Raw genomic sequence first — 22558 nt, 5'->3', positions numbered from 1 at the left:
GGACGCCTGCGCGTGGGGCCGCTTACGGTCCCTGTGCCAGGTGTGATCTCAGGGGAAGGTGGGACATCGATGCACGTGTCATCTCGCGCTGCCGGTGTGGTCGCGGCGACCTGCGTCCTGCTGCTCGGCATGCTCGCGACCGGCCCCACCGCGGCCTCGGCCGGCGAGCCCGACCGTCGCGGGACCGTGACGGCCTCGGCCCCGTTCCTCATGCCGATGGAGCCCTACGCCGGCTACCAGCCGCAGACGACCTGCAAGCGCACGCCCAAGCCGGGCGTGCTGATGCTCGCCGACTGGCTCGTCGCCCGCGGCGGCGGCTACGGCCCGATCAGTCGCTCGTGCGCCGGCTCGAGCCGCAGCGAGCACAAGGAGTCGCGTGCGTTCGACTGGCTCCTCGACGCGACCGACCCCGTGGACGCCGCCCTCGCCGCCGCCCTGCTCGACGAGCTCCTCGCCCCCGACGACACCGGTCAGCCGCACGCCCTCGCCCGTCGGATGGGGATCATGTACATCATCTGGGACGACACGATGTACGCCTCCTACGACGGCTTCGTGGCCAAGCGCTACCTCAGCTCGGGCTGCCGCACCCGGCGCACCTGCTCGCCGACGCTGCGCCACCGCGACCACCTGCACGTCTCGCTGACGCGCAAGGGTGCGAGGGGCAGGACGTCCTGGTACTACGCCCAGCCGGCGTCCCAGCCCTCGACCTCGTCGGCGGGACGCGTGGCCGGTCCCGCGTAGACCGCGGACGGCCGGATCAGCCGGCCGGTGGTCTTCTGCTCGAGGATGTGCGCCGACCACCCGCCCGTGCGGGCGCAGGTGAACATCGAGGTGAACATGTGGGCCGGCACCTCGGCGAAGTCGAGGACGATGGCCGCCCAGAACTCCACGTTGGTCTCCAGCACGCGGTCGGGTCGTCGCTCGCGCAGCTCGGCGAGCGCGGCCTTCTCGAGCGCCTCGGCGACCTCGTAGCGCGGGGCGTCGAGCTCGCGGGCCGTGCGCCGCAGCACCCGGGCCCGCGGGTCCTCGGCGCGGTAGACGCGGTGCCCGAAGCCCATCAGTCGCTCGCCGTCGTCGAGCAGCTCCTTGACGTACGACGTCGCGTCGCCGTCGCGCTTCTCGACCTCCTCGATCATCCCGAGCACGCGCGAGGGCGCACCACCGTGCAGTGGGCCCGACATCGCGCCGATGGCTCCGGAGAAGGCGGCGGCCACGTCGGCGCCGGTGGAGGTGATGACGCGGGCGGTGAAGGTCGAGGCGTTCATCCCGTGCTCGGCTGCCGACGACCAGTAGGCGTCGATCGCGTGCGCGTGCCGGGGGTCCGCCTCGCCGCGCCACCGGATGAGGAACCGCTCGGCGAGGGTCCGGCCCTGGTCGACGTCGGCCTGGGTGACGACCGGCTTGCCGAGGCCGCGCGCCGACTGGGCGGCGTACGACAGCACCATCACGGCGACGCGGGAGAGGTCGAGGCGGGCCTGCTCGTCGGAGATGTCGTAGGTCTGGCCCATGCCGAGCATCGGCGCGAGCATCGCCACCGCGGCCTGCACGTCGGCGCGGACGTCGCCGGTGTGGATCGAGATGTTGTAGGGCTCGGCCGGGGGCAGGCCGGGTGTGTAGGAGCCGTCGACGAGGAGGCCCCAGACGTTCTCGAACGGGACGCGGCCGACCAGCTCCTCGATGTCGACGCCGCGGTAGCGCAGCGCGGACCCTTCCTTGTCGGGCTCGGCGATCTGCGTCTCGAACGCGACGACACCTTCGAGGCCGTGCTGGATCTCGGTCATGCCACTCCTTCGTAGGGACGGCTCATTGTGCACCGCCGCCCGACTAGGGTCGGGACATGGACCTGTCCGGACTGCGCGAGGAGTACGGCCGGGGCGGGCTGGACCTGCCCGACCTGGCCGCCGACCCGATCGAGATGTTCGGGCGCTGGCTGCGCCAGGCCGCCGACGCCGGGGTGCACGAGCCCAACGCGATGGTGCTCTCCACGGCGACCGTGGAGGGTGGGCCGTCGAGCCGGATGGTGCTGCTCAAGGGCGTCGGGCCGGACGGCTTCGTCTTCTACACCAACCGCGCCTCGCGCAAGGGCGCCGACCTCGCCGTCGACGCGCGGTGCGCGCTGCTGTTCCCCTGGCACCCGCTCGAGCGGCAGGTGCGCGTCGAGGGCGTGGCGTCGGTGCTGCCCGACGACGAGGTCGAGGCCTACTTCAGGTCCCGCCCGCGCGGTGCCCAGCTCGGGGCGTGGGCCTCCGACCAGTCACGGCCGGTGGCGTCGCGCTCCGCGCTGGCGGCGTCGTACGCCCGGGTGCAGGAACGCTTCGGCGACGACGGCCCGCTCCCGGTGCCTCCGGAGTGGGGCGGCTACCGGGTGAGCCCGGAGGTCATCGAGTTCTGGCAGGGGCGCCCGAGCCGGATGCACGACCGGCTGGTCTACCGGCGCGGCGACGACGGGTGGACGACGGAGCGGCTCGCCCCCTGACCCCGGTGGAAAGCGTTTGTGAGTGAGCGCTCACTCACCTACCATCGCCGGGTGACCCCACGTGCCCGCCCGATGACCCCCGAGGACCGGCGCGAGGCGTTGGTCGACGCGACGATCCCCCTGCTGCACGAGCACGGGCGCAGCGTCACCACCAAGCTGATCGCCGACGCCGCCGGGGTCGCAGAGGGCACGATCTTCCGGGTCTTCGAGTCCAAGGACGAGCTCGTCGACGCGGCACTGGACCACGCGTTCGACGACACCCCCTTCCTCGCCGGCCTGCGCGACATCGACCCCGACCAGACGCTGCGCGACCTCGTCCGCGCGATCGTCGAGCTCTTCCAGGACCGCTATCGCGGGATCTTCGGGCTGATGACGGCCGTCGGCATGGCCGCGCCTCCCCGTGATCGCCAGAACCTGAGGCCCGGTCTCGAGGAGGCCGTCCGGATCATGACGGATCTCATCGCGCCGCATGCGGCCGAGCTCGCCGTACCCGTCGAGGAGTTCGTCCACATCACCCGGCTGCTGACGTTCTCCGGCAGCCATCCCCATGTCTGCGCCGGCCGCACCCTCACGGCCGAGGAGATCGTCACCACCGTCCTCGACGGTCTGCACCGGAAGGACTCCTGATGCTCCTCCGACTCGTCCGCACCTACCTCCGGCCGTACGCCGCCCCGCTGGCCGCCGTGGTCGCGCTGCAGTTCGTCGGCACGATGGCCGCGCTCTACCTGCCGAGCCTCAACGCCGACATCATCGACAACGGCGTGGTCACCGGTGACACCGGCTACATCGTGCGACACGGCGGGCTGATGCTCGCCGTGTCGCTGGTGCAGGTGGTCTGCGCGATCGCGGCCGTCTGGTTCTCCGCGCGCAACGCGATGGGCTTCGGTCGCGACCTGCGGGCCGCGATCTTCCGCCGGGTCGGGTCGTTCTCGGCACGCGAGGTGCAGCACTTCGGGGCGCCGTCGCTGATCACGCGCGAGACCAACGACGTGCAGCAGGTGCAGATGCTCGTGCTGATGGGCGGCACGCTGATGGTGGCGGCGCCGATCATGATGGTCGGCGGCATCATCATGGCCGCCCGCGAGGACGTCGGCCTGTCCTGGCTGGTCCTAGCGGTCGTGCCCGTCCTCGGTGTCTCGATCGGCCTGATCATCCGCCAGATGGTGCCGAGCTTCCGACTGATGCAGGAGCGCATCGACGAGGTCAACCGGCTGCTGCGCGAGCAGATCACCGGCGTACGCGTCGTGCGGGCGTTCGTGCGCGAGGAGCACGAGACCACCCGCTTCGCCGACGCCAACGTCCAGCTCACCGAGGTCGCGATCCGCGCCGGACGCTGGCAGGCCGCGATGTTCCCGACCGTGATGATCGTGGCCAACGTCGCGACCGTCGGCGTGCTGTGGTTCGGCGGGCACCGCGTCGAGGACGGCTACATGGAGGTCGGCGCCCTCACCGCCTACATCTCCTACCTGATGCAGATCGTGATGTCGGTGATGATGGCGATGTTCATGCTGATGATGGTGCCGCGCGCCGCGGTGTGCGCCGACCGGATCACCGAGGTCCTCGACACCGAGTCGTCGGTCGTCCCCCCGAGCGACCCCGTCACCGAGCTGCCCCCGTCGCTCACCCTCGAGCTCGACGCGGTGACCTTCGCCTACCCCGGCGCCGACGAGCCCGTGCTGCGCGAGGTCACGATGACCGCGCGTCCCGGCGAGACGGTGGCGATCGTCGGCTCGACCGGCGCCGGCAAGTCGACCCTGGTCAACCTCGTGCCGCGCCTGTTCGACGCGACCGGGGGAGCGGTGCGCGTCGGCGGGATCGACGTACGCCACCTCGACCCCGAGGCGCTGTGGTCCCGGCTCGGGCTGGTGCCGCAGAAGGCGTTCCTCTTCCGCGGGACGATCGCCGACAACCTGCGCTACGGCAAGCCCGACGCCACCGAGGACGAGATGTGGGCGGCGCTCGAGATCGCCCAGGCGAAGGAGTTCGTCGAGGCGATGCCCGACGGCCTGCAGTCCGAGGTGGCCCAGGGCGGCAGCAGCCTCAGCGGCGGCCAGCGCCAGCGGATGGCCATCGCCCGGGCGGTGATCCGCCGCCCGGAGATCTACCTGTTCGACGACTCGTTCTCCGCGCTCGACCTCACGACCGACGCCCGCCTGCGCGCGGCGCTCAGGCCGGTGACGCGGGAGGCGACGGTCGTGATCGTCGCGCAACGCGTCGCGACCATCCGTCACGCCGACCGGATCGTGGTGATGGAGGACGGCGCCGTCGTCGGCAGCGGCACCCACGACGAGCTGCTCGAGACCTGCACGACCTATCGCGAGATCGTCGAGTCCCAGCTGACCGCGGAAGAGGTGGCCTGATGAGCACCAGCAAGACCGAGCCGGCGGCACCCGCCAAGGACGGGCAGCTCAAGGAGACCGAGCGGGTCCAGACCGGACCGGGCGGACCCGGCCGCGGCCCGATGGGCGGCGGCATGATCGGCCAGAAGGCCGACACGTTCTGGCCCTCGCTCAAGCGGCTGCTCGCCCGGCTGCACCCCGAGCGCCACAAGGCGTACGCCGTCCTGGTGCTGACGGTCCTCAGCGTGATCGCCATGGCGATCGGGCCCTGGATCCTGGGTCGGGCGACCGACCTCGTCTTCGCCGGACTCATCGGCAAGGACGTGCTCGCCACCGGGGCCACGCAGGAGCAGGCGGTCGAGTCGCTGCGCGCGCAGGGCGAGGACGACCGGGCCGACATGCTCGCCTCGATGGACCTCACCGACGGGGTGGACTTCTCGGCGGTCGCCGACGTGCTGCTCGTCGTGCTGGCCGTCTACGTCGCCGCGTCGCTGCTGGCCTGGCTCGGTGGCTACCTCCTCAACGACGTCGTGCAGGGCACCGTGCTGCGGATGCGCTCCGAGGTGGAGGACAAGGTGCACCGGCTGCCGCTGGGCTACTTCGACAAGCAGCCGCGCGGCGAGCTGCTGAGCCGGGTCACCAACGACATCGACAACGTCAGCCAGACGCTCCAGCAGACGATGAGCCAGATGCTCAACTCGCTGCTCACCGTCTTCGCAGTGCTGGCGATGATGTTCTGGATCTCGCCGCTGCTGGCGCTCGTCGCGCTGGTGTCGGTGCCGATCGCGATGGGCATCACGGGCGCGGTGATGAAGCGCTCGCAGGGCATGTTCATCCAGCAGTGGCGCCGCACCGGGACGCTGAACTCCCACATCGAGGAGACCTTCTCCGGCCACGCGATCGTCAAGGTCTTCGGCCGCCAGCACGAGGCCGAGCGGGTGTTCGCCGAGCAGAACGAGGAGCTCTACGAGGCGTCGTACGGCGCCCAGTTCGTCAGCGGACTGATCATGCCGATCATGATGTTCGTCGGGAACCTCAACTACGTCGTCATCGCCGTGCTCGGCGGCCTGCGGGTCGCGAGCGGCACGATGTCGCTCGGTGACGTGCAGGCCTTCATCCAGTACTCGCGCCAGTTCACCCAGCCGCTCACCCAGGTCGCCTCGATGCTCAACCTGCTGCAGTCGGGCGTCGCGTCGGCGGAGCGGGTCTTCGAGCTGCTCGACGCGGAGGAGGAGTCGATCGACGCGACCGGGCGTCCGGCCGCTGCCGCCGATGCTCACGGCGAGGTGCGCTTCGAGGACGTGTCGTTCTCCTACGACCCCGAGCGGCCGCTCATCGAGCACCTCTCGCTCGTCGCCGAGCCCGGCCACACCGTCGCGATCGTCGGGCCCACGGGCGCCGGCAAGACGACGATGGTCAACCTGGTGATGCGCTTCTACGACCCGCAGTCCGGCCGGATCCTCATCGACGGGGTCGACATCACCTCGATCCCGCGCGGCGTGCTGCGTGGGCGGATCGGGATGGTGCTGCAGGACACCTGGCTCTTCGCCGGCACCATCCGCGACAACATCGCCTACGGCCGGCCCGACGCCACCGAGGAGCAGATCCTCGAGGCCGCCCGCGCGACGTTCGTCGACCGGTTCGTGCACTCGCTGCCCGACGGCTACGACACCGTCATCGACGAGGACGGCTCCAACCTGTCCGCCGGCGAGCGCCAGCTGGTGACCATCGCCCGTGCCTTCCTCTCCGACCCCGCGCTCCTGATTCTCGACGAGGCCACCTCGTCGGTCGACACCCGCACCGAGCTCCTGCTGCAGCAGGCGATGGCGGCGCTGCGCTCGGACCGTACGTCGTTCGTGATCGCGCACCGCCTCTCCACGATCCGCGACGCCGACCTGATCCTCGTCATGGAGGACGGCTCGATCGTCGAGCAGGGCTCGCACGAGCAGCTGCTCGCGGTGGACGGCGCCTACGCCCGGCTCTACCGCTCGCAGTTCGAGGCGGCGGTCGAGGACGTGGTGGGTTGACGTCGCTTAACCCGTTGAGCGGGTCCACCCCCCGACGTACGGTGGTCACACACAGAAGGGAGGTGATCCGGAGAATGAGTTCTTTTCGGATGAGTGAGGTGGCTGCCCGCTAAGGCAGCCCGGTCCGCCGACAGCTGCCGGCGAATCCACTGCAGCCACCCGACCCGCAGGCTCCCGGTGTCATCCGCCGGGGCCCCTCTCCGAGGGGCAGCAGGCCTGCGGGTCGCTGCATTTCCCGGGCCTGTGCTGGCCTGCGTCATCCGAACCGGCACCGATGCGTGCGGATCCGGATGACGCTGCGCGGGTCCGGGCGGTCTGCGTCATCCGAACCGGCACCCATGCGTGCGGGTTCGTATGACGCTGCGCGGGTCCGGGCGGCGGGGCGGGCGGACGCCCGATGAGGTGATCCAGGTCTCGTCGCGCTGAATGGCGGAACAACCCGAGCGGTCTTATGGTTGTGGAGAGCAACTATTGCGAAGAGCAACTGAACGAAGGACTGCAGTGACCCAGGCACCCACCATCCCCGCCGAGCAGAGCGGCGAGATGACCCACCGCGAGGTGCTGGAGGCCCTGAGCGGCCTCCTCCTCGCGATGTTCGTCGCGATGCTCTCCAGCACGATCGTCAGCAACGCGCTGCCGACCATCGTCGACGATCTCGAGGGCAGCCAGACCGGCTACACCTGGGTCGTCGTCGCGACCATGCTCGCGATGACGGCGACCACGCCGATCTGGGGCAAGTTCGCCGACCTCTTCGACAAGAAGCTGCTCGTGCAGACGGCCCTGGTGATCTTCTCGATCGGCTCCCTGATCGCGGGCTTCGCGCCGTCGATGGAGGTGCTGATCGGCGCCCGCGTCGTCCAGGGCCTCGGCGTCGGCGGCCTCACCGCACTGGTCCAGGTCGTCATCGCGACGATGGTCTCGCCGCGTGAGCGCGGCCGCTACAGCGGCTACATCGGCGCGGTCTTCGCCCTGGCGACCGTCAGTGGCCCCCTCGTGGGCGGCGTCCTCGTGGACACGGTCGGCTGGCGCTGGTGCTTCTTCGCCGGGCTCCCGGTGGCGGCGCTCGCCTTCGTCGTGCTGCAGAAGACGCTGCGCCTGCCCGTGGTCAAGCGCACCGACGTCTCGATCGACTACCTCGGCGCCTTCCTGCTGGTCGGCGGCGTCTCGATCCTCCTGATCTGGGTCTCGCTCGGCGGCATCAACTTCGACTGGGTCTCGTGGACCAGCGGTGCCCTCGTGGCCGCGGCCGTCGTCGTGACCGCCGCCGCCATCCACGTCGAGGCCAACGTCGCCAAGGACCCGGTCATCCCGCTGCGCCTGTTCAAGGACCGCACGCTGACCCTCGCCACCATCGCGTCGGTGCTCATCGGCCTCGCGATGTTCGGCTCGACGGTCTACCTCAGCCTCTACTTCCAGCGCGCCAAGGACATGAGCCCCACCGAGGCCGGCCTGATGTCGATCTGCATGGTCGGTGGCCTGCTCGTCTCGAGCATCGTCAGCGGCCGGATCATCTCCAACACGGGCGTGTGGAAGCGCTGGCTCGTCGGCGGCATGGTCGCGGTCATCCTCGGCATCGGACTGCTCTCCACGATCGACGCATCCACCCCGCTGTGGCGCACCGGCCTCTTCATGGCCGTGCTCGGTCTCGGCCTCGGCGCGACCATGCAGAACCTCGTCCTCGCCGTGCAGAACACCATCGCGCTCTCCGACATGGGCGCCGGGTCGTCGGTCGTCGCGTTCTTCCGCTCCCTCGGCGGATCCGTCGGGATCGCCGCCCTGGGCGCCGTCCTGGCCCACCAGGTCGCCGACGCCGTCGAGGCCGGGCTCAGCGCGCTCGTCGCCTCGCACCCCGAGCTGGCCGACCAGGTCGGCCACCAGACCGGAGGCGTACCGGACGTCTCGACCCTGCCCGCCCCGATCCGCGCCATCTTCGAGAGCGCGTACGGCGACGCGACCGGCCACATCTTCCTCGTGGCGCTCCCGTTCGCGATCGGCGCGCTGATCGCGGTGCTCCTCATCAAGGAGGTGCCCCTGCGCACGTCCGTGAAGCGCGAGGACGAGCTCGTCGCGGAAGCCTCGCAGGCATGATCACCTCTGTGACGACGAAGAGGTACGACGACCTGCGCGCCATCGAGGCCGAGGTCGGGACGCTGATCCGGCGCGTGAAGCGGGTGATGGGCGAGCGCGCCCGCGAGGTGCACCCCGACCTGCACCCGATGACGTACTTCATCCTCGCCCACCTGGCGCAGCACGGCCCGCTCCGTGCCGCCGACCTGTCCGACGCCTTCGGCATGGACAAGGGCGGCGTCAGCCGTCAGGTGCAGTCCCTCGTAGACCTCGGCCTGGTCGAGCGGCAGCCCGCCGCCGAGGACCGTCGCGCGATCCTCCTGGACGCCAGCGACGAGGGTCGCCGACGGCTCGCGACCATGACGCGCAGCCGCAGCGATCGCTTCGACCAGCGGCTGGCGGACTGGAGCGACGACGACCTCGCCGGGTTCAGCGCCCAGCTGGCGGCGTACAACCGGGCCCTCAGCGACGACTGACCGTCAGGCGACAGACACCACCGCCTCCGGCGCCAGCGTCATGCGAACCCGCACCCATGGGTGCCGATCCGTATGACGCAGCGCCGGAGGCGGCGTCGTTCGAGGGCCGTCAGCGCAGCCAGGCCGCGGTGTCGCCCGGCAGCTTGCCGCCGTCGACCGGTCCGCTGGCCAGCAGCAGCTGGCCCTGCGGGAGCTCGACGGCGGCCTCGCCGCAGTTGAGCACGACCGTGATCGGCCCGCGGCGGAAGGCCAGGACGTCCGCGCCGAGGTCGAGCATCTCGACCGTCTCACCCGCGGTCCAGGCGAAGTCGCAACGGGCTGCGAGCGCTGCGCGGTAGAACTCGAGCGTCGAGCCCTCGGCGCCGGTCTGCGCCTCCACGGTGAGCGACGCCCACTCCTCGGGCTGCGGGATCCACGGCTGCCCGTCGCCCGGCCCGAAGGCGTACGGCGCCTCGGTGCCGCCCCACGGGATCGGCACGCGGCAGCCGTCGCGGCCGACCTCGCCGGTGCGGAGGTAGGACGGGTCCTGCCGGTGCTCCGGGGCGACGTCGACCTGCTCGAGGCCGAGCTCCTCGCCCTGGTAGAGGTAGCTCGAGCCGGGCAGGGCGAGCATCGTCAGCGTCGCCGCACGGCCGCGGGCCAGGCCCTGCTCGCCGCCGCCGTAGCGGGTCACGTGGCGTACGACGTCGTGGTTGCTGAGCACCCACGTCGGCGAGGCGCCGACCGGCTCGACCGCGGCGAGGGTGTCGGTGATGACCGTCGCGAAGGCCTCGGCGGACCAGTCCGCGAGGAGCCAGGCGAAGTTGAAGGCCTGGTCGAGCTCGTCGGGGCGCACGAAGGCGGCCATCGACTCGGCCGTCTGGGTCCACGCCTCGGCGACGGCCATCTTGTCCGGGCCGGACTCGTCGAGGACCCGGTGCCACGCGCGGTAGACGTCGTGGACCTCGGGCTGGTCCCACATCGGCTCGTCCTTGAGGTCGAGCGAGACCATCGAGTGGTCGGTGTTGACCTGGCCGGAGGAGGCGCGCTTGCCCTCCTCGACGACCTGGTCGCGGAGACTGGCCTCCTTGAAGAGCCCGTGGGCCACGTCGACGCGGAACCCGTCGACGCCGCGGTCGAGCCAGAAGCGCAGGACGTCCTCGAACATCGCCGGCACCTCGGGGTTGCGCCAGTCGAGGTCGGGCTGGGTGGAGTCGAAGAGGTGGAGGTACCACTGGCCGTCCTCGACCTGGGTCCACGCCGGGCCGCCGAAGACGGACTCCCAGTTGTTGGGCGGGGTGCCGGCCGGCTTGTCCTCCGGGCTGTCACGGAAGAGGTAGCGGGCACGCTCGGGGCTGCCCGGACCGGCGGCGAGCGCGGCCTGGAACCACTCGTGCTGGTCGGAGGTGTGGTTGGGCACGAGGTCCACCACGACGCGCAGGTCGAGCTCGTGGGCGCGCGCGACCAGGGCGTCGGCGTCGGACAGCGAGCCGAAGAGCGGGTCGATGTCGCGGTAGTCGGCGACGTCGTAGCCGTGGTCGTGCTGCGGCGAGCGGTAGAACGGCGTGATCCACAGGGCGTCGACGCCGAGGTCGGCGAGGTGCGGCAGGCGCGAGGTGATGCCGGGCAGGTCGCCGATGCCGTCGCCGTCGCTGTCGGCGAAGCTGCGGACGTAGACCTGGTACACGACGGCGTTGCGCCACCAGAAGGTCTTTGGATCGTTCACATCAACCATGGCGCGATCCTCTCAAACGGGCGCCCGGGCCGGTCAATCCGCGGCGGGGGTGCGGCCGCCGAACTGCGCCGGGTCGACCGCGATCCAGATGTGCTCCGCGGTGGCCACCACGCGGCCGTCGGCGTCGTACAACGTCGCGGCGGTGAAGGTCTTGCGGCCGTCCTGCCCGCGGCCCTCACCGACGACCACGTGCGGCTCCCCGACGACCGGCAGCGCGTCGATGCGTGCCGTCATCCGGCCCAGCACCATGAGCCGCTCGGTCAGGTCGCCGGCCCAGCCGCCGATGCAGTCGAGCGCCGCCCAGGTCGCCGCGACCGAGGCGCGCGGGTGCTCGTCGACGTAGGTGTGCCAGTCCTCGTGGAGGCTCGCGTGCGGCGTCCACGGGGCCGCGACGCGGTGTCCGGCGGCGCCTTCGCCGACCGCGCCGGGGAAGATCCGCAGCCCGTCGCCCTCCTCGCGCTCGGTGCCGCAGGCGAAGCAGGTGGGGAACGGGTGGAAGGTGTGGCCCGGGTACGACGACGTGGCGGCCGCGGCGGCCGCCGGATCGACCGGGTCGACCTCGGCGAGCGTCCGGTCGACGCGGTGCGCGGTGGCGACCGGCGCGCCGTCCCACGACGCGGTGGTGACGCCGGCCTCGGTCGTCACCTCGAGCGGCGTCTCCAGGGGCGGCGGCCGGCGCAGCGACACCTCGATCGCCGGCCAGCTGCTGCCGTGGTCGTGAGGTGCGTCGGCGTCGTCGAGGGCGGCCAGGGCGCCGGCGGTCCAGCCGCCGTTGCCGGAGTCGGGAGGTCCGCAGAAGCGTCGGGGCACGATCAGCTCGGTCACCGGCTCACTGTGCCATGCCGCGCATGCGGGTCGTGGTTGCCGGATGGGACACAATGACGACCGTGAGTGACCTGATCGACACCACCGAGATGTACCTCCGCACGATCTACGAGCTCGTGGAGGAGGGCATCGTGCCGCTGCGAGCGCGCATCGCCGAGCGGCTGCACCAGTCCGGGCCGACCGTGTCGCAGACCGTGGCCCGGATGGAGCGCGACGGGCTCCTCACCGTGCAGGGCGACCGCCACCTCGAGCTCACCGAGGAGGGCCAGCGCCTCGCCACCCGAGTCATGCGCAAGCACCGGCTGGCCGAGCGGCTGCTGACCGACGTCATCGGGCTCGACTGGGAGCTCGTGCACGCCGAGGCGTGCCGCTGGGAGCACGTGATGTCGGAGACCGTCGAGCGCCGGCTGCTCGAGCTGCTCGACCACCCCACGGAGTCGCCCTACGGCAACCCCATCCCTGGCCTCGACGAGCTCGGCGACGTCGCCGGCGAGGAGTTCATGGACAACGTCGAGCCCCTCTCGGGCGCGGCGATGGCGGAGGACCAGATGGTCCACGTCAAGCGGATCTCCGAGGAGATGCAGAAGGACGAGGAGCTGATGGGCCTGCTCCGCCGCGTCGGCGCCCTCCCCGGCAAGACCGTCACCATCGCCCGCACCGACGAGGGCATCCTCATCGGGTCGGGCGGCGAGACCGCCGAGCTCGTGGTCGAGGCGGCCGAGCACATCTTCGTCCGCCGCTAGGCGACCCGGGCGGCGAGCTCGCCCAGGAACTCGCTGCACCCCACCTCGAGCTTGTACGACGCCAGCGCGTCGCCGCGGGTCGGTCCACGGTTCACGATGACGACCGGCGTCCCGCGCTGGGCCGCCCGCTTCACGAACCGCAGCCCGCTCATCACCGTCAGCGACGAGCCGGCCACCAGCAGCGCACCGTCGTGGCCGAGGGCCTCGACGGCGGCGTAGCAGCGGGCGACCCGGTCGGGCGGCACGTTCTCCCCGAAGAACACCACGTCGGGCTTGAGCGGACCGCCGCACGGGCAGCGCGGCACCACGAAGTCCCGGGTGTCGTCGAGGTCGACGTCACCGTCGGGGCGCGACTCGACCCAGCCGTGCCGCTCGAGCCACCCCGGGTTGAGGGCGTCGAGCTCGGTCTCGAGCGCCGCGCGGGAGGACGTCGTACGACACGTCAGGCAGACGACGTCGGCGACCCGGCCGTGCAGCGCGACGAGGCGCCGCGACCCGGCGGACTCGTGGAGGCCGTCGACGTTCTGCGTGATCAGCAGGCCCAGCGCCGGGTCGAGGCGGGCGAGCGCGTGGTGCCCGTCGTTGGGCTCGGCGCGGCCCATCCGCTGCCAGCCGAGGTGGCTGCGCGCCCAGTAGCGCTGCTGCGCCTCCGGGGTGGCGACGAACTCCTGGTAGGTCATCGGCGCCCGGGACGGCGAGCCGGGGCCGCGGTAGTCGGGGATCCCGGAGTCGGTCGACAGCCCGGCGCCAGTCAGCACGACCAGCGGCCGCGTGGCGAGCAGGTCGAGGGCCTCGTCGACGGCCGGGAGGGGAGCGGCGAGGCTCACGCGTAGCGCGCCTGTGCGCGGGCCCGGGCCTTCGCGGCCTCGACCTCACGGTTCTTCGGCGGGGCCGTGGTGACGAGGTCCTCGAGGAGGTGCTCGGTGATGTGCGCGATCTCCTTCACCGCTGCGTAGAACGCCTCCTCGTTGGCCTGCGACGGCTTCGTCGTGCCGGCCACCTTGCGGACGTACTGCAGGGCGGCCGCCGTGACCTCGTCCCGCGTCGCGGGCGGCTCGAAGTTGTTGAGCGGGCGGATGTTGCGGCACATGTCACGACACTAGCCCGCCGCGACGGAGTCGTGGAGGGCGTACAGCGACCGTCACGAGACCTCTGGCCGGGTCTCGTGACGGGACTTCGTCCCTCCTCGACCAGCGGAGCTCAGAGGGCGAAGAAGGACACGTCCTCGCTCGTCACCAGCGCGACCTTGCCCGACGCGAGCGGCACCAGGCGTACGTCGGCGACGTCGGTGCCGTGCTCCACCTCGACCATCCGGTTGCTCATCGACCCGTCGGCCAGCGAGAGCACCGAGACCCAGCCGGTGGTGCCGGTCCAGCCCTGGCTCACGACGGTCAGCACGGTGCGCTGCTCGGGGAGCCAGGTGAACTGGCGCGGGTCGGTGGCCGCGCCGGCCTGGGTGCCCTCGTCGTAGCGGACGACGTCGAGCTGGCGCGGGTCGGTGAGGTCGGTGACGTCGAAGAGCGCCGCCTGGGCGCCGCGGGTGACCCCCTGCAGGGAGGCGTCCTGGCCCATCCCGATGAGCCGCTGCTCGCCGAGCGGGTGGAGGTACTCGGAGAAGCCCGGGATCTTCAGCTCGCCGAGCAGCCGCGGGGCGGCGGGGTCGGTGAGGTCGATCGCGTAGAGCGGGTCGGTCTGGCGGAAGGTGACCACGATCGCGAGGTCGTCGAACCACCGCACCGACTTGATCTCCTCGCCGACGCCGAGCTGGTCGACGCGTCCGTCCTCGACGAGGTCGGAGCCCTCCTCGCGCAGGGTCAGCACCGAGTTGAAGTCGCCCGTCTCGCTGCTCGGTCCGACCGCGACGCGCAGCGAACCACCCACGGCGTCCATCGACCAGCGGTCGGCGATCGTGCCCTCCACCTGCCCCGAGGCGACGTACGTCGCACGCGTCCCGTCGAGGGCGAAGGCGAACAGCGGCGTGGAGCCGCCGCTGCCCGGGAAGCCGGTCGGGCGGCAGCCCATGCAGTCGACCCAGCCCCACTGCGGCGCGGACGCGGCGAGGTAGAACCGGTCGGTCGAGAAGTAGGAGATCGAGGAGTCGGTGGCGACCGCGGTCGTGGTGCGCGTCGTGGGCGCGGCCGGGTCGAAGGCCAGCAGGGTGGTCGTGCCCAGGGCGACGTCGTCCTGGGGGACCGCGACGTCCGCGCAGTCGACGACGGGGGTGCCGTCGACCGTGGGCAGCCAGTCGGCCAGCGTGGTGTCGCGCACGAGCGCCCGGTTGCGCAGTCGCGCCCGGAGCTGGCCGAGCGTCCCGTCGGGGACGCCGAAGTCGAGCTCGGGCAGGCCGTTCTGCAGCACGATGCGTACGACGTCGCCGTGCAGGCGCACCGCCGACGCGCGGCCGGTGACGGTGGTCGCGTCGACGACGGTGGGGGAGGTGGGGTCGGCGAGGTCGACGGTGGTGACGGTCGTCGACCGCCCGTCCGGCGAGGTGCCGAGGACCACCGCGCGGCCGTCGACGAGCACCATCTCGCCGCCGGGGTCGCCCACCCAGCCGCTGCTCCCACGGGCGTCGTCGAGGCGGGTGGCGGACAGCAGCCGCGGCTCGTCGCCGGCGACGTCGTACGCCAGCAGCTCGCCGTCGCGCAGCCGCAGCAGCAGGCTGCCCGCGACCTTGACGACGTCGGCCTCGTCGACGCCGACCTCCTGCACGTTGGTGCCCGACTCGTTGCTGGTGCTGCGCGAGGTCGCGACCCCCGATCGCGCGGCCTCGGAGGCGGGCGAGTCGGCGATGCCGGCGTCCGCGCCGCCCGCGGAGAACGCGACGGCGCCGCTCCCACCCCAGCCGTAGGGGCCGACCGCCTCGAGCGCGCGGTCGACGTAGGAGTCGAGGAGCTCGTCGCAGCTCGTGACGGCGGTGAGGTCGGCGTTGGCCAGCGCGATCGGCGGGGAGGCGGGCGGGCGCCCGCCGTCGTCGGGGTCGTGGCCCAGGGCGTACCCGACGCCGACGGCTGCGGCCAGGCTGGTGACGACCGTGGCACCGGTGACGAGGCTTCGCACGCTCTTGCGGGTGGGCATGGCGGTGGGACGGGCCCGCGGCGGGCGTGGTTCCGCGTGGTCCTGGGTGGCACGATGGCGCGATGAGCGACAGCCGCCCCGATCGCGACCTCGACCTCGTCCTCTTCGGCGCCACCGGGTTCACCGGCGGCCTCACCGCCGACTACCTCGCCAGTGCGGCGCCCGCCGGGCTGCGCTGGGCGATCGCCGGTCGCAACGCCGACAAGCTCGAGGCCGTGCGGCAGCGGCTCGCCGAGCGGGGCGCGAGCGACGTGGAGGTGCTGGTCGCCGACGCGACCGACGCCGCGGCCCTGTCCGACATCGCGCGTCGCGCCCGCGTCGTCGCCACCACCATCGGCCCCTACCTCGAGCACGGCGGCCCCCTCGTCGCCGCGTGCGCCGAGGCCGGCACCGACTACCTCGACCTCACCGGCGAGCCCGAGTTCGTGGACCGGATGTTCCTCGAGCACCACCAGACCGCGCTGCGCACCGGTGCCCGCCTCGTGCACGCGTGCGGCTTCGACTCGATCCCGCACGACCTCGGCGCCTACTACACCGTGCAGCAGCTGCCCTCCGACGAGCCGATCACGCTGCGCGGCGTCGTCCGCGCGGGTGGCACGTTCTCCGGCGGCACCTTCCACTCCGCGATGGAGCAGTTCGGCCGGGCGAGGCAGGTGCGCGCGACGTACGCCGCCCGCCGACGTGCCGAGGAGCGGCCCGAGGGACGGTCGTCGCGCGCCGTCGGCGGGAAGCCCCACCGCGACCCGGTGCTCGGCTACTGGCTGCTCCCGCTGCCGACCATCGACGGGACCATCGTGGCGCGCAGCGGCGCCGCGCTGGCGTCGTACGGCCCCGAGTTCCGCTACTCCCACTGGGCCGGCACCAAGACCCTGCTCTACGCCGCCGGCGGGGCGGTGGGGGTCGGCGCGCTGACGCTCGCCGCGCAGGTGAAGCCGCTGCGCGAGCTCATCACGTCGAAGGTGCCGCAGGGGTCGGGGCCCGACGAGGCGAAGCGGGAGAGGTCGTGGTTCACCGTCGACTTCGTGGGCGAGGCCGGCGGGCAGACCGTGCACACCCGCGTCTCCGGCGGCGACCCGGGCTACACCGAGACCGCCAAGATGCTCTCCGAGGCGGCCCTGTGCCTGGCCCTCGACGACAACCCCGCCACCGCAGGCCAGGTGACCCCGGCCCAGGCGATGGGTGACGCGCTGCTGGCCCGCTTGCAGAAGGCCGGGATGAGGTTCGAGACCCTCACGGCCTGACCGTCGCCGGGCTCAGCGCATGAAGGGCTCGAAGATGGCCGCGACGACCTCGGTGGCCCGCCCGGCGTCGCCCTGCGCGATGGCCTCGACCAGGTCGTGGTGGTGGCGGTGCGCGGCGTCGTCGTCCCCCGACTCGTCGTCGCGCATGTGGCGTGCGAAGACGTCGGTCATGCTGGAGTAGAGCTCGACGTAGAGCGGGTTGTGCGTCGCGGCCACGATCGCGCGGTGCAGGGCGAGGTCCGCGGCCGCCCGGGTGTCGGGGTCGGGGTCGTCCGTCGCCCAGGCCGCCTCCCGCTCGTCGCGCAGCCGGCGCAGCTGCTCGACGTCGGCGTCCGTACGACGGAGCGCCGCGAGCGAGGCGGCGGTGCTGTCGAGGGCGAGGCGCAGCTCGAGGTAGTGATGGCGGGTGCCGCCGGCCAGCTGGCGTGACAGCGACCCGCTCAGCTCGGAGCTGGAGATGACGAAGGTGCCGCGCCCCTGCTCGCGGCTGAGCAGCCCGGAGTGGACGAGCGACTGCAGCGCCTCCCGGACGGTGTTGCGCCCCACCCCGAACGCCGTCGCCAGCTCGGCCTCGACGGGGATCCGCTCACCGACCGGCCAGCGCCCGGAGGCGATCTCCTCCTGGAACCGCGCCGCGGCCTGGTCGATCAGCCCCACTCGACGCACCGGACCTGCTGTGCGAGACTGCCGATCATTCATCCCATGATCCCATCATTCGACGACCCCGTGGAGCAAGCGTGACCACCCTGCTGCCGTCCAGTGTCCCGGTGAACCATCGTCGCCTGCTCCCGTGGGCCGGACTCGCCGTCGCGCTGACCGCACTCAACCTGCGCACGGCCGTCACCGGCTTCACCCCGCTGCTCGAGATCATCGGCGACGACCTCGGCTTCGGGCTGGCCGTCGCGGGCCTGCTCGGCACGGTGCCGGCAGCGACGTTCGGCGTCTTCGGCTTTTTCGCCCCCGTCGTGACGAGGCGGTTCGGCCTCGAGCGCACCGCGACCGCCGCACTCGGCCTGTCCGCGCTGGCGATCGTGCTGCGCGCGTTCTCCCCGACGCCCGCCGTGCTCGTGGCGTCGACCGTGCTGGCGCTGGCCGGCATCGGCGCGGCCAACGTCGTGATCGTGCCCCTGGTCAAGGTGTGGTTCTCGGGTCGCATCGCCCTGTGGACGTCGGCGTACCTCCTGCTGATGCAGACGGGTCAGTTCGTCGCCCCGCTCCTGGCCGTCCCGGTCGCCGAGGCCTCGTCGTGGCGGTGGTCGGTGGGGATCTGGGCCGTGCCGGCGGCGGTGGCCGCCGCGGTCTGGCTCGTGCTCGCGGTCAAGCTGCCGGCCGACCACCACGCGCCCGTGCCGGCCGGGACGCCGACCGCCCGGCCGAGGATCGCCCGGTCGTCGACCGTCTGGGGCCTGCTGGGCCTGTTCGCGATGATGTCGCTGTCCAACTACAGCATCATCACGTGGGTGCCGGCTGTGCTCACCGACGCGGGCGCCAGTGCGTCGTTCGGTGGCTCCATGGTCGGTCTCTACTCCGTGTGGGGAGTCCTCGCGGCCCTCGTCGTCCCGCACGTCGCCACGCGCATGGCGAATCCCTTCGTGGTCGTCGTCGCGTGCTCGGTCGTCCTGGTCGCCGGCTACCTCGGGCTGGCCGTCGCGCCGCTCGACGGCACCGTGCTGTGGATCTGCGCCCTGGGCATCGGGGTCAGCACCTTCCCGCTCTGCATGACGCTCATCAACCACCGGACCCGGAGCCCGCAGGTCGCCTCGACGGTGTCGGGCTTCGTCCAGGGCATCGGCTACGGGCTCGCAGCCGTCGGCCCGGTCGGGCTGGGCCTGCTGCGCGAGGCGACCGGGTCGTGGACCACCCCGCTCGTCGTCCTCGCCGCCACCGCCGTCCCCGGCGTGGTCGCCGGGTGGTTCGCCTGCCGGCCGCGGTACGTCGAGGACTCGGTGGCCGGCTGACCCCGCACCCGCGCTCTCGCGCTTGAGCTCGACGGCGGCGGGCGGCGCCGCGGGCGGGCCACAACCGCCGCACGTGTCCGGGAAGTTGCCCCCAGGGCGCCCGATCGAGGGCCACAACCGCCACACGTGTACGCGATGTCGCCCCCAGGGCGGCCGATGGAGGGCCACAACCGCCGCACGTGCGCAGCGCCGGAAACGGCGGGCCACAACCGCCACACGTGTCTGCGATGTTGCCCTCAGGGCGCCCGATCGAGGGCCACAACCGCCGCACGTGTCCGGGAAGTCGCCCCCAGGGCGGCCGATGGAGGGCCACAACCGCCGCACGTGCGCAGCGCCCGAAAACGGCGGGCCACAACCGCCACACGTGTCACCAGAAGAGATCGAGCCACGGTGCCCCAGGCAAGAGTCGAACTTGCGACCTTTCGCTTAGGAGGCGACTGCACACATCGCGCTGACCTGCACCGGAGGTGGTCGTCGACCCCGGTTGACATAGGGCTCACATACCCGCCGTCGTCCGCCGGGGCACGTCTCGGCCCACGTCTGGCCCCGACGGGGATGCAGCGGCACGGTCCGGCACGGCCTGCGCACCTCCACCACATGACAGCCCCCACCGCCCCGCCGGACCTCCAGCGCGACCTGCCCACCCTCCTCACCATTCACGACATCGCGTCCCTGCTCCGCGTGCACCGCACCGCGGCCTACGCCCGGACCCGCGATCCGGAGTTCCCCGACCCCTTGGTCATCTCCGGGTCCTGCTACCGCTGGTACACCGCAGAGGTGCTCGCCTACGTGGAGACGCGGCGCACCCCCAAGCGAGTCCCGCGGCCTCGACGAGGGCCGGGAGACCGCTCTGTTCCCGACGACGTTCCCGACGACGTGTTGCAGGCCGTCCCGCGTCCGCGGGCGCCGCGGCGTGCGCCGGCGATGCGTCAGGCCCCTGGGGAAGTGGTGTCGCCCGTCGTGGGGCGGAGCGACTAGTCATGGCCCGCCCCCAGCCGTACGACCGCACCGCCGACCCGAGCCGCCCGGACGGCGAGCAGGCAGCGTGGGACACCCCGTCTGGGTTGGTGGCGATGTACGCCCCCACGGCGCTGGTCCCGTACTACCGGATCACCTGGGGCAACCCCCAGGAAGGCACCTCCGCCGGACGGTACTTCGACCGGGCTTGGGCGAAGGCGCTCGCGCGCGAGCAGCTCATCCTCTCCGGAGCCACGCCGCGCACCGAGCTCAGCGCGTCGGCCGGGATCGACTACTGGCTCTCGCCGGAGCGACCCAAGCCGAAGGGGACCTGGGGCGAGTCCCACACCAAGACGATGACCTACTACGCCACCCGCTACTTCCGACCCGTGTTCGGCAGCGTCCGCCATCTCGATCTGCGCCGCTCACACCTGCAGACTGCGGTGAACCTCGCCCCGACCGAGTCCGAAGGACGCAACGTCCGCAGGGCGGCCCGGTCCTTGGTCGGAGCACTCCGGCAGGGCGACTACCTGCTCGAGACGCAGGTCATCGACCTGGGCACCGTGTGGTGGCACGGCGTCCGCGCCACGACGGTCGTCGAGCAAGGCGACGGGCCGGTCGACTTCGTTCCGCGCCACCAGCGCCCCACCCACGACCAGGTCCGGGCGCTGCGCGAGGCGATGACAGCGCGGCGACGCCGCGGACGCAAGGCATGGCGAGCGCTGGCGGTCGAGCTCGCTGCCTACTCCGGAGTCCGTCGAGGCGAGCTCGCCGTCCTGGACGACGCGACCGTCCACACCGACGGCCGCATCCGCGTGCAGTGGCGGCTCGAGACGATCGGAGGCCCCCACCTCGCGCCGCCCAAGGGCAACAAGCGCAGGTGGACCACCTACCCCCAGGTCACCCCGACCGGCTTCCCGCTGGCCGAGGCGATCGAGCATCGACTGGCCGAGATCGCCCAGGAACGGAGCGCAGGCACGAACCCCAGCGGGCTGCTGTTCCCCTCCGAGCGCGGCACCTGGCTGCTCGGAGGCAACTTCCACCGCGACGTCTTCGAACCCGCCGCGCTGGCAGCCGAATGGCCGTTCCGCGATGAGGTGAAGCCGTGGGGCGCCGGCAAGACCCGGCGCCAACGCACGTGGTCGCTCACCTGGCACTCCCTGCGGCACACCTTCGTGACCTGGCAGCTCGAGGACCTCGGGCAGCCGGCCTCGCGCGTCGCCACCCTGGCCGGTCACGAATCGGCCGAGTTCACCCTCCGACGCTACGTCTCCGGCGCCAAGGACGACATCGCGGACTCCCTCGCGGCCCTCGGGTGGGAGGGTCACCCAGCCCTGCCCTCATATCCTCCGGCTAGGTCCTACGGCTAGAGGTGCAGCGTGCGGGGGGAGCCGGCGCCGCGACTGCGGTGCGCCAGGGCCGCGTGCAGCTCGACACGAGAGGCGTCCGGCCCTGATGGCGACACCGATCGGCGGTCGCTGAGCCGCTGACGGACGGTCTGCACGAGCGGGACCGCGTCCGCGTCCAGGACCGGCCGATATCGCGCTCGGACGGGGTGCACGAGGTTCCCAGACGTGGCATCGAGGCGGGGCAGCGTGACCCGCTCCACGTAGTCGCCGCGCTGGAACCCCTCCTCGATGACGGCGCCGATCCGGTCATCGATTCGCTCCGCGAGCATCCTGAATCCGGCCAGGGTCCGCGGCTCGACCACCGTGAGCGGATCGATGGGCTTGAGGCGCGCGACGACGTTCGCGGCCTCGGTCGCAGCTCGTTCGCCACCACCTCGGATGCCGCCGACGTCGCGCAGCTGCCGCTGGATCTCCGAGTAGGTGCCGGCTCGCTCGGTCCAGAACGGGACCTGGGCCGGATCGGTGCGATGGGCGAGCGGTGACAGACGAGCCGACAGCACGCGTTGGGAGTCGACGACGAGCCGGAGGCGTAGTGCGTGCGGGAAATGATTCAGCCCGGCGAGCACGTTGTGCTCTGCCTGCAGGACGCCGAGCAGCCCGGGCGGCACACGCCCGCGCATCGGTCGGACGCGAGGCTGCCAGCCAGCGGCGTCGAGGCTGTGGTCGGGCACCGTCAGATGCGCGTCGAGGGCGGTCGCCAAGGCAGTCCAGCCCAGACTTGCCCCCTGCTCGAGGGTCGTCCACCCGGGGACCCGGTGGTAGCGCCGGTCGAGAACGACGAGTGCTTGGGTGATGGCGGAGACGTCGCTCACGACGCCTGCCGCTTGTTCCGTCGTGATGCCTGGCCGGGCCATCTGGTCGAGGTCGCCTTCCGCCAGCGCCGCCGCGCGGGCGACCTGTCGCCAGTGCTCCACGAGCGTGTTCTGGTGACGGATGGTCAGCTGCTCCAGGATCGCCGGTGTGATGCTCGACGACTTTCGGACGCGGGCGAGCTCGCGGGCGAGGTCTCGGGCTGCACTGCGGTTGCCGCTCGGCTCGAACGGGTTGGGGTTCCGTGGCGGGAGGTTCGTAAAGGACATGGGGAGCGCCAGTTGCAGGGCGTTGCCGCACCACGCGAGCACGTTCTCCCGGTACTGCCGAACGAGAAGGACATGGCTGGCGACCTGGTCGGCGGCGCCGAACCGGCGCTGGACACGATGCATCTGCAGGAGGTCCGTCATCGCTCGGCGGAGCGCGGAGCCGGAGTGG

Annotated in this window: 20 protein-coding genes and 1 tRNA gene; 12 read left to right on the top strand and 9 right to left on the bottom strand. The window is 72.0% G+C overall.

What is annotated here, in order from left to right:
- The first annotated feature begins 69 nt into the window (after nucleotides 1–69).
- Nucleotides 70–741, top strand: coding sequence for a hypothetical protein (locus ACNKF0_RS19415; protein WP_416954460.1), 672 nt, complete (start codon nucleotides 70–72; stop codon nucleotides 739–741).
- On the opposite strand, the gene ACNKF0_RS19410 is transcribed toward ACNKF0_RS19415, so the two are convergent.
- Nucleotides 678–1781, bottom strand: a complete 1104-nt coding sequence (locus ACNKF0_RS19410) for a citrate synthase 2 (protein WP_299930863.1) — start codon at nucleotides 1779–1781, stop codon at nucleotides 678–680. The genes ACNKF0_RS19415 and ACNKF0_RS19410 overlap by 64 nt on opposite strands.
- 56 nt (nucleotides 1782–1837) lie before the next feature.
- On the opposite strand from ACNKF0_RS19410, the gene pdxH reads away from it, so the two are divergent.
- From pdxH to ACNKF0_RS19380, 6 genes are all read left to right on the top strand, one after another.
- Complete coding sequence (gene pdxH, locus ACNKF0_RS19405) at nucleotides 1838–2476, top strand: pyridoxamine 5'-phosphate oxidase (protein WP_416954459.1); 639 nt, start codon at nucleotides 1838–1840, stop codon at nucleotides 2474–2476.
- Nucleotides 2477–2527: 51 nt separating this feature from the next.
- On the top strand, nucleotides 2528–3103 hold the full coding sequence (locus ACNKF0_RS19400; RefSeq protein ID WP_416954458.1) for a TetR/AcrR family transcriptional regulator: 576 nt from the start codon (nucleotides 2528–2530) through the stop codon (nucleotides 3101–3103).
- Nucleotides 3103–4836, top strand: coding sequence for an ABC transporter ATP-binding protein (locus ACNKF0_RS19395; RefSeq protein WP_416954457.1), 1734 nt, complete (start codon nucleotides 3103–3105; stop codon nucleotides 4834–4836). Before ACNKF0_RS19400 ends, ACNKF0_RS19395 begins: the two co-directional genes overlap by 1 nt.
- Nucleotides 4836–6842, top strand: coding sequence for an ABC transporter ATP-binding protein (locus ACNKF0_RS19390; protein WP_416954456.1), 2007 nt, complete (start codon nucleotides 4836–4838; stop codon nucleotides 6840–6842). Before ACNKF0_RS19395 ends, ACNKF0_RS19390 begins: the two co-directional genes overlap by 1 nt.
- 501 nt (nucleotides 6843–7343) lie before the next feature.
- Nucleotides 7344–8930, top strand: a complete 1587-nt coding sequence (locus tag ACNKF0_RS19385; protein ID WP_416954455.1) for an MDR family MFS transporter — start codon at nucleotides 7344–7346, stop codon at nucleotides 8928–8930.
- Nucleotides 8927–9385, top strand: a complete 459-nt coding sequence (locus ACNKF0_RS19380) for a MarR family winged helix-turn-helix transcriptional regulator (RefSeq protein WP_416954454.1) — start codon at nucleotides 8927–8929, stop codon at nucleotides 9383–9385. Before ACNKF0_RS19385 ends, ACNKF0_RS19380 begins: the two co-directional genes overlap by 4 nt.
- A 109-nt stretch (nucleotides 9386–9494) precedes the next feature.
- On the opposite strand, the gene ACNKF0_RS19375 is transcribed toward ACNKF0_RS19380, so the two are convergent.
- Both ACNKF0_RS19375 and ACNKF0_RS19370 read right to left on the bottom strand, forming a co-directional pair.
- Nucleotides 9495–11099, bottom strand: a complete 1605-nt coding sequence (locus ACNKF0_RS19375) for a glycoside hydrolase family 13 protein (protein ID WP_416954453.1) — start codon at nucleotides 11097–11099, stop codon at nucleotides 9495–9497.
- Between the two features lie 33 nt (nucleotides 11100–11132).
- A complete protein-coding gene (locus tag ACNKF0_RS19370; RefSeq protein WP_416954452.1) occupies nucleotides 11133–11924 on the bottom strand; it encodes a hypothetical protein in 792 nt (263 codons plus the stop codon).
- Between the two features lie 62 nt (nucleotides 11925–11986).
- Between ACNKF0_RS19370 and ACNKF0_RS19365 the strand changes: the two genes are divergently transcribed.
- On the top strand, nucleotides 11987–12667 hold the full coding sequence (locus tag ACNKF0_RS19365; protein WP_416954451.1) for a metal-dependent transcriptional regulator: 681 nt from the start codon (nucleotides 11987–11989) through the stop codon (nucleotides 12665–12667).
- On the opposite strand, the gene ACNKF0_RS19360 is transcribed toward ACNKF0_RS19365, so the two are convergent.
- From ACNKF0_RS19360 to ACNKF0_RS19350, 3 genes are all read right to left on the bottom strand, one after another.
- Nucleotides 12664–13494, bottom strand: coding sequence for a Sir2 family NAD-dependent protein deacetylase (locus ACNKF0_RS19360; RefSeq protein ID WP_416954450.1), 831 nt, complete (start codon nucleotides 13492–13494; stop codon nucleotides 12664–12666). The genes ACNKF0_RS19365 and ACNKF0_RS19360 overlap by 4 nt on opposite strands.
- The gene (locus ACNKF0_RS19355; protein ID WP_416954449.1) at nucleotides 13491–13757 is read right to left on the bottom strand and encodes a DUF2277 domain-containing protein; all 267 of its coding nucleotides are present in this window, start codon (nucleotides 13755–13757) and stop codon (nucleotides 13491–13493) included. The genes ACNKF0_RS19360 and ACNKF0_RS19355 overlap by 4 nt, the downstream gene beginning before the upstream one ends.
- A gap of 110 nt (nucleotides 13758–13867) precedes the next feature.
- Nucleotides 13868–15727 (bottom strand): beta-propeller domain-containing protein, encoded by a 1860-nt coding sequence (locus tag ACNKF0_RS19350; RefSeq protein WP_416954448.1) that lies wholly within the window; start codon nucleotides 15725–15727, stop codon nucleotides 13868–13870.
- A gap of 80 nt (nucleotides 15728–15807) precedes the next feature.
- Between ACNKF0_RS19350 and ACNKF0_RS19345 the strand changes: the two genes are divergently transcribed.
- Nucleotides 15808–16986 (top strand): saccharopine dehydrogenase family protein, encoded by a 1179-nt coding sequence (locus tag ACNKF0_RS19345; RefSeq protein WP_416954447.1) that lies wholly within the window; start codon nucleotides 15808–15810, stop codon nucleotides 16984–16986.
- Between the two features lie 12 nt (nucleotides 16987–16998).
- Here the strand turns inward: ACNKF0_RS19345 and ACNKF0_RS19340 are convergent, their stop codons facing one another.
- Nucleotides 16999–17643 carry a FadR/GntR family transcriptional regulator gene (locus ACNKF0_RS19340; RefSeq protein ID WP_416954446.1) on the bottom strand — a complete coding sequence of 215 codons (645 nt, stop codon included), beginning with the start codon at nucleotides 17641–17643 and terminating at the stop codon, nucleotides 16999–17001.
- Between the two features lie 110 nt (nucleotides 17644–17753).
- On the opposite strand from ACNKF0_RS19340, the gene ACNKF0_RS19335 reads away from it, so the two are divergent.
- Nucleotides 17754–18944, top strand: coding sequence for an MFS transporter (locus ACNKF0_RS19335; protein ID WP_416954445.1), 1191 nt, complete (start codon nucleotides 17754–17756; stop codon nucleotides 18942–18944).
- 391 nt (nucleotides 18945–19335) lie between these two features.
- Here the strand turns inward: ACNKF0_RS19335 and ACNKF0_RS19330 are convergent.
- Nucleotides 19336–19440, bottom strand: a tRNA-OTHER gene (locus ACNKF0_RS19330).
- 101 nt (nucleotides 19441–19541) lie between these two features.
- Between ACNKF0_RS19330 and ACNKF0_RS19325 the strand changes: the two genes are divergently transcribed.
- Nucleotides 19542–19922 (top strand): helix-turn-helix transcriptional regulator, encoded by a 381-nt coding sequence (locus tag ACNKF0_RS19325; RefSeq protein ID WP_416954444.1) that lies wholly within the window; start codon nucleotides 19542–19544, stop codon nucleotides 19920–19922.
- 2 nt (nucleotides 19923–19924) lie between these two features.
- Nucleotides 19925–21271: a tyrosine-type recombinase/integrase gene (locus tag ACNKF0_RS19320; protein ID WP_416954443.1), complete on the top strand. Its 1347-nt coding sequence runs from the start codon at nucleotides 19925–19927 to the stop codon at nucleotides 21269–21271.
- Here the strand turns inward: ACNKF0_RS19320 and ACNKF0_RS19315 are convergent.
- A complete protein-coding gene (locus ACNKF0_RS19315) occupies nucleotides 21268–22530 on the bottom strand; it encodes a hypothetical protein (RefSeq protein ID WP_416954442.1) in 1263 nt (420 codons plus the stop codon). The two genes, ACNKF0_RS19320 and ACNKF0_RS19315, sit on opposite strands and share 4 nt — an antisense overlap.
- Nucleotides 22531–22558 lie beyond the last annotated feature (28 nt).

This window comes from Nocardioides sp. T5 (genome assembly GCF_048161455.1).
In the GTDB taxonomy this organism is placed as follows: Bacteria; Actinomycetota; Actinomycetes; order Propionibacteriales; family Nocardioidaceae; genus Nocardioides.
The sequence above is the reverse complement of the archived record's forward strand: the minus strand, read 5'-3'. Positions and strand labels throughout refer to the sequence as shown.

Coding starts and splice junctions, on each gene's coding strand:
- ACNKF0_RS19380 (WP_416954454.1), top strand. CDS start 8,927: ATGATCACCTCTGTGACGACGAAGAGGTACGACGACCTGCGCGCCATC.
- ACNKF0_RS19390 (WP_416954456.1), top strand. CDS start 4,836: ATGAGCACCAGCAAGACCGAGCCGGCGGCACCCGCCAAGGACGGGCAG.
- ACNKF0_RS19410 (WP_299930863.1), bottom strand. CDS start 1,781: ATGACCGAGATCCAGCACGGCCTCGAAGGTGTCGTCGCGTTCGAGACG.
- ACNKF0_RS19315 (WP_416954442.1), bottom strand. CDS start 22,530: ATGACGGACCTCCTGCAGATGCATCGTGTCCAGCGCCGGTTCGGCGCC.
- ACNKF0_RS19375 (WP_416954453.1), bottom strand. CDS start 11,099: ATGGTTGATGTGAACGATCCAAAGACCTTCTGGTGGCGCAACGCCGTC.
- ACNKF0_RS19355 (WP_416954449.1), bottom strand. CDS start 13,757: ATGTGCCGCAACATCCGCCCGCTCAACAACTTCGAGCCGCCCGCGACG.
- ACNKF0_RS19320 (WP_416954443.1), top strand. CDS start 19,925: ATGGCCCGCCCCCAGCCGTACGACCGCACCGCCGACCCGAGCCGCCCG.
- pdxH (WP_416954459.1), top strand. CDS start 1,838: ATGGACCTGTCCGGACTGCGCGAGGAGTACGGCCGGGGCGGGCTGGAC.
- ACNKF0_RS19345 (WP_416954447.1), top strand. CDS start 15,808: ATGAGCGACAGCCGCCCCGATCGCGACCTCGACCTCGTCCTCTTCGGC.
- ACNKF0_RS19395 (WP_416954457.1), top strand. CDS start 3,103: ATGCTCCTCCGACTCGTCCGCACCTACCTCCGGCCGTACGCCGCCCCG.
- ACNKF0_RS19325 (WP_416954444.1), top strand. CDS start 19,542: ATGACAGCCCCCACCGCCCCGCCGGACCTCCAGCGCGACCTGCCCACC.
- ACNKF0_RS19415 (WP_416954460.1), top strand. CDS start 70: ATGCACGTGTCATCTCGCGCTGCCGGTGTGGTCGCGGCGACCTGCGTC.